The sequence below is a fragment of the Coleofasciculus sp. E2-BRE-01 genome (assembly GCF_040221695.1).
In the GTDB taxonomy this organism is placed as follows: Bacteria; Cyanobacteriota; Cyanobacteriia; order Cyanobacteriales; family Coleofasciculaceae; genus Coleofasciculus.
Window position 1 is genome coordinate 1 of the sequence record NZ_JAVKEA010000079.1, and the last position, 6038, is coordinate 6038.

Annotated in this window: 4 protein-coding genes; 1 reads left to right on the plus strand and 3 read right to left on the minus strand. The window is 43.9% G+C overall.

The genetic code is table 11. The features are described from left to right. The first annotated feature begins 213 nt into the window (after positions 1–213). Positions 214–1248 carry a glutathione S-transferase family protein gene (locus RIG66_RS09640; RefSeq protein WP_446377454.1) on the plus strand — a complete coding sequence of 345 codons (1035 nt, stop codon included), beginning with the start codon at positions 214–216 and terminating at the stop codon, positions 1246–1248. A gap of 139 nt (positions 1249–1387) precedes the next feature. Here the strand turns inward: RIG66_RS09640 and RIG66_RS09645 are convergent, their stop codons facing one another. The 3 genes from RIG66_RS09645 to RIG66_RS09655 form a co-directional block, all read right to left on the minus strand. Then, positions 1388–3049, minus strand: a complete 1662-nt coding sequence (locus RIG66_RS09645) for an adenylate/guanylate cyclase domain-containing protein (protein WP_446377456.1) — start codon at positions 3047–3049, stop codon at positions 1388–1390. Positions 3050–3334: 285 nt separating this feature from the next. Next, the gene (locus RIG66_RS09650) at positions 3335–4372 is read right to left on the minus strand and encodes a helix-turn-helix domain-containing protein (RefSeq protein WP_446377458.1); all 1038 of its coding nucleotides are present in this window, start codon (positions 4370–4372) and stop codon (positions 3335–3337) included. Positions 4373–4906: 534 nt separating this feature from the next. Then, positions 4907–5944 carry an RNA-guided endonuclease InsQ/TnpB family protein gene (locus RIG66_RS09655; protein ID WP_446377460.1) on the minus strand — a complete coding sequence of 346 codons (1038 nt, stop codon included), beginning with the start codon at positions 5942–5944 and terminating at the stop codon, positions 4907–4909. Between the last annotated feature and the right edge of the window lie 94 nt (positions 5945–6038).

The window sequence follows — 6038 nt, forward strand, 5'->3', positions numbered from 1 at the left end:
TTTTTTTCAAACAGGTTCCGTTTAATACATAGCTCCCCAACATTGCTCGCTTTCCCCCACACCCCACACCCCATACCCCACACCCAGTATCCTATCGTGGGTAATGTGGCTTAAGTTGACACCCATGACCGACGTGCGCCCGATTGAACGGTGAACTCTATGCCACAAATTTAGCTGTGTTACACCAGTAGGATAAAATTCAATTCTTCACTCATGGCAACATCTTCTTGGAAACCTAAAGGTACATCTCTCCCCTCAACCATAATTATCCGGTTGGGCAAGTTTGTCTGGACGACAATGTGGCAGATTATGATGTCCAAACTAGCACCGCCCAGCAAAAAGGGAGAATACATTCGCCCAGAGAGTCAGTTTAGACAGGCGATTGGAACAGACGCCGAAAACCCCTATCCACCCGCCCCAGGGCGCTATACTCTCTTTGTGGGACTCGGATGTCCTTGGGCGCATCGGACGCTGGTTGTGAGGGCACTGAAGGGATTGGATGAGGTGATTGGAGTATCGATTGTCTCGCCGTCTTCAGATCAGGGAATCTGGGTGTTTGAGAAACCCGAAGAAGGCTGTCACACGTTGCCGGAATTATACCAGTTAGCCCAATCCGGTTACAGTGGGCGTTCGACGGTTCCAGTCTTATGGGATAACCAGACGAAAACGATAGTTAATAATGAGAGTGCCGAGATTATTGTTATGCTCAACTCTCAGTTTAATCAGTTCGCAAAGAATTCTGCACTGGACTTGTATCCAGAGGATCTGAAGTCCGCGATCGCTGAGTGGAATGATAAGATTTACCATACGGTGAATAATGGGGTTTATCGCTGCGGTTTTGCCCAATCTCAAGAGGCTTATGAGCAAGCCTGTGATGAATTGTTTACCACACTCAATGAAATTGATGCGGTATTAGAGACGAATCGCTATTTATGTGGGGATAGAGTGACGTTGGCAGATGTGCGTCTATTTACCACCCTATTCCGTTTTGATATTGTTTACTATGGACTCTTTAAGTGCAACCGTCGTCGGATTAAAGACTATCAAAACTTAGGGGTTTACCTGCGCGATTTGTATCAGCTTCCGGGGGTTGCGGATACCTGTGATTTGGAGAGTGTTAAGCGAGATTATTATGGGAATTTGTTTCCGCTGAATCCTGGCGGAATTATCCCTAGTGGTCCCGATGTGTCTAGCCTTATGGAACCTCATGGTCGAGAGACTGTGGGCAAAGCTTCAGTGAGAAGCTAAGTAGGGTCTGCTGAATAAGTCTTGTGGTGGCAATAGGCAATAGGCAATAGGCAATAGGCAATAGTTTCAACATCTCGACTTACAAAGAACGTTTGCCATGGTAAAAGTTCTTTGTAAAATTTTGTCCAACGTCCAGTAGTTAAGATGGGCTAAGTGTAGTTACTAGACCACCATTCTCGCACAATACGTCCGTCGCGTTATAGTGCTGCCACAAAACCCGATAGAGATGTAAAGGCGAAGTCTTACCCTTCACCCAAACAGGTGGTATTTTTTCGAGGGGAATACTCGGATCACCCAGCTTATCAAATGTACTTTGAGCGATTAAAATTTGCCCAGCTTGAGCCACGTCACAAATTCGACTGCTCACATTTGTTGTATCCCCAATGGTGGCATATTGAATCATATTTTTAGAACCAATATTTCCAGCCGCGACTGTGTCTGTATTCAAACCAATGTGAATTTGAATCGGTTGTCGGTTTTCGCGAATCCATTTTTGATTTAAGCGAGAAACTGCCCATTGCATTTCAATCGCTGCTTGTACCGCTAAATCCACATCATCGGGTTGGCGATACGGTGCGCCCCAAATTGCTAGAATTCCATCACCAATGTACTTTTCTAACGTTCCTTCGTAAGGAAAAACAATCTCTTCTACAATGACTTGGAAATACTCATTCAGCATTTCAACAATCTGACGCGGTTCCATTTCCGCCGACATTTGCGTATAGTTGCTAATATCGGCAAACAAAGCCGTCACTTCTGTCTCCACCGTGGCTAAATTCCCTTCTTCCCGTAACTTGCGACTCACCGATTGAGGAAAGAATCGTTCCAACTTTGCTCTCATTACTTCCTGTTCCTGCATCTTTTTATACAGGCGGGAATTTTCAATCGCGATCGCGGCTTGGTTGGCTAGACAGGTTAAAAACTCTAAATCCTCATCAGAATAGATATCAGTCATAGATAAATTATCCACATACAATACGCCAATTACCTCATCTGCGGGCTTCAGAGGAACACACATTGCGGCATGAATCCCTTGTTCAACAATAGAGATTGAATCGTTAAATAAGCCATCTTTGCGAGCATCACCCGTGAGAATTGCATCCCCCTGATGACGGACAAAATTAGTAATTTTACTACTGTAAAAATTTTCGTCAGTCGGGATGCCAGATCGCCAGTTTACGGCTTTTTGTTCCAGAACACCACTGATTTGATTAACCATCAAAATAGTGACGCGATCGATATGCATAATTTCAAATAGCAAATCGACGATTTTTTGCAGCAATTGATCAGGATCTTCGGGAGAGGATAATTGTTTACTGACTTCCAGTAAAATTTGCAATTTATCAACCGTTCGTTGATGAGCATCTTGCTGCTTCAGTTTAATAATAGAGTTTTCTGACTTATCTGGTTGCAATAAATCAGTGATTGTAATTCGAGTTTTTTCCGGAGAGACTTGCTTGACAATTGAAATTTCCGTATCAGCGTCCGATGATACGGTTTTCTCAACCTTAGGGATTTGCTGTACAAATTTAAACGATACATCCCCTAAACGAATAAAATCTCCATCCTTAAGTTGACATTGTTCAACTTTAAACTCATTCACAAACGTACCATTGAGGCTATTGAGATCCCGCAGTATCACAGCGTCAGGGGAGAGCAAAATCTGAGCGTGGTAACGGGAAAGATAGGTATGGTCAACCACAATAGTGTTATCCTCTTCCCGCCCAATCGTATTCGCGCCCCAAGTTAATGGATAGATTTGCTTGTGCAAGATTTCACAAGTACAGATTAAGTAAGTCACTTTTTTAAAGAGGTAAGACTGTTAAAAAATAGTCTTATTTAATGTTCCTATTTCACTATTCTGATTACAGGAATTATTTCAGATAGATATGTGTTAGGAGTTGGTGAGGAATGGGTAAAGAGTCTATAAAGTGGTCATTCGTCATTTGTCATACTCGCTTCGCGAGAAACAAGCTACGTCATTTGTCCTTTGTTAATTGTTCATGGTTCCGCCGAAAAATTTATTCTTTCCTTCATCTTCCCCATCTCCCTCATCTTCCCTATCTCCCTCATCTTCCCCATCTCCTTAAAACGGAAATGTCTCAGGGGGAGCAATATCATCTCCTGCTTTTACACCAGTTTGACTCGATTGAATCCCAGGCGTATGCGTAGATTTGCTATTTTCAGCTCTTGGAGAAATAGAGTTTTGACCAGAAGGAACAGGTTCAGGTTCCGCTGTATTTTGTGGTGCTGATTGTTGATTCGACATCCAGTTAAGTCCTCCCACTGCTCCTGCAATCAATGTGGCGTAACCTAGATATAAATGAACAGATTTAAGGTGAAACCCTGTAGCGACTGGATCTTTATACCAGGAAGGAATCACAGACTTGACTGGATCAATTTCCGGCAAAGACAAGGCTAACCCTACACCATCTAACCCTAGAGCATAACCAAGCCGACGAATAAAACCACGAATATAAATATCTTCGGGTAGCTGAGCTAGACTACCCGTTTCTAATGCTTCAATTTGATGAATGGGGACTAAGGTTTGGCGATGTAGTTGCGGAAGGCTCAAAGAGCGGGATTTACGCGCTCGTCGTAGTTGTTGACCAATTTGCTGCAACATCTCTTCCCGTTCTAGGGAAAGCTGTTGCGCGGCTAATTCTGCTTTAGTGAGTTTTTTACGCGACTGAGTTTCCCCAATCTCTCGATCTGCTAAACTGGGCGATAAGTTTGTCTCAACCCTATGGGACATCGTTTCTCCAGAGCCAATGGGACATTGCGTCTCTTCAGTTTGGGGAATCTCCAACTCCTCCTCTTCGGTTTCTGTCGGTTGATTCATTCCGTCAGAAGTTACAGGAGTCACAGGAACAACCTTATACTGTCTGGCAAATTCCTGAAATGTCAACCTTACCGCTTCTCGCCCCACCGCCTTGACCAGAATATGGGCGTTGCTTGAGGCTTCTCCTAACATCGTTTGTAACCCAGCCATGGTGCGGCGGTAAACTTCACTATCGATGAGTTCCGCCTCAATCTGATTCAGAATAGACCGCAATCCTTCCTGAGAAAGTTCAATGGTTGAGCTATCGATAAAACCATTACCATACGTAGGTTGCATTACCATAACTTGCTCTTGCTCGTTGTTGTTTACATATTTAAGGATGAGGTACTCCAGAGTAAGGGATTCGGTTGGATAGGATGAATTCCCTACTCCTTTTGGGCGGTCAAATCCTAGCATCCTTACCTCCAACATTATTGAATGAACACCAAAGCCGGAGTTTGGAGTTCATTCATCTGACCCGCAACAATTGTTCATAAATTGATAAGGGCACCGAAGGCGTTTGATTACCTTTTTCTGTCATCAAGGCATTCATCCGGATAATCTGATCCTAAATCCGGGTTAACTATTTCCTTTTTGGTAAGGACAAGGCAGATGGCAGATGGCTTCCAGGAAACAGCACCCCGGTGATACAGGAGGTTAATGAAGCAGATTTGGTATGAATTATGGCAAACTAATCAACGTATGATCAATGATAAAAACCCGTTACATAAGACCTACTCAAAGCTGGTCAACCGTAATCAAACCTAACTTTGATGCTTACTTCCTGCTTCATTCTGGCAGTGACGGCACTTAACCAGTCCACAGGCACTTCCCCACCTAACTGGCGGCTATCTCCAAATTAATGGAGGCGTTAAAATCTCGGTCGATTTCCAATCCGCAGTTGTCACACTGGAAGACCCGCTCAGATAGGAGCATTTCATCTTTTACGGTGTGGCATCTTGAGTAGGTTTTGGTTGAGGGATACCATCGGTCTACTACAACCAAGGTTGACCCGTACAATTGGCACTTGTACTCTAACTGGCGCTTGAATTCCCCAAATCCCATGTCGGCAATGGCTTTAGCTAGTTTGTGATTAGTCATCATTCCAGACACATTAAGATTCTCTATTCCTATTCGGCTGTGGTTTTGGGCTAAATAGGATGTGAGCTTGTGCAATGTATCTTGGCGGATGTTGGCTATTTTTCGATGAAGTCTAGCTATCTTAATTTGGGCTTTCTTCCAGTTGGCTCCAAGCATCTGTTTATGACGATTTAACCACTGCAACCGTGAGAGTTTTTTCTCGTACTTACGATAGCTCTTAGCCCCCTCTACCACAATACCTGTAGATAAGACGGCTAGCGCTTTTATGCCTAAATCGACCCCCACTACAGGGTGAGGTTTGGGGCGGTTGACTGTTTCATATTCCAGCTTAAAGCTGATAAACCATCGGTCAGCCGTTCTGGATATGGTTACAGATTTGGGTTGAAAAAAAACGGGTAATCTTTCATAGGTTTTCAACCAACCAATGACCGGAACTCTAATCTTAAAATGGTCAAGTTTGATTGAACCATCTAAAGTGAAGCTGTCATGCTTTCCCTTGCGTTTAAACCGAGGTGGTTTCTTGCTCTTCTTAAATGCATCTTTCCAGGCTTGAGCCAATTGCCTAAGTGCATACTGGGGGGCGCATTTGCTCACCTCATAGTACCAAGGGTAGATGGGCTTGACCAGTGCCACTAGCCATTTGTGCAGATCAATTCCAGTGGGGAACTTGATTCTATCCTCTGAGTTATTCCGGTTATGTAAGAGTATCTGTTTGGTCAATCCCAAACCCCGTTTGAGTCGAGTAGGGAATTGCTTCCCTACCCTCTCCTTCAAAACCGTGCTTGTGACTTTCGCCACACACGGCTCCTCAATGATTTGGTGCTTGTTATGCATACCTTATGCTTTTAGAACGGGTTGTTATCCCAGT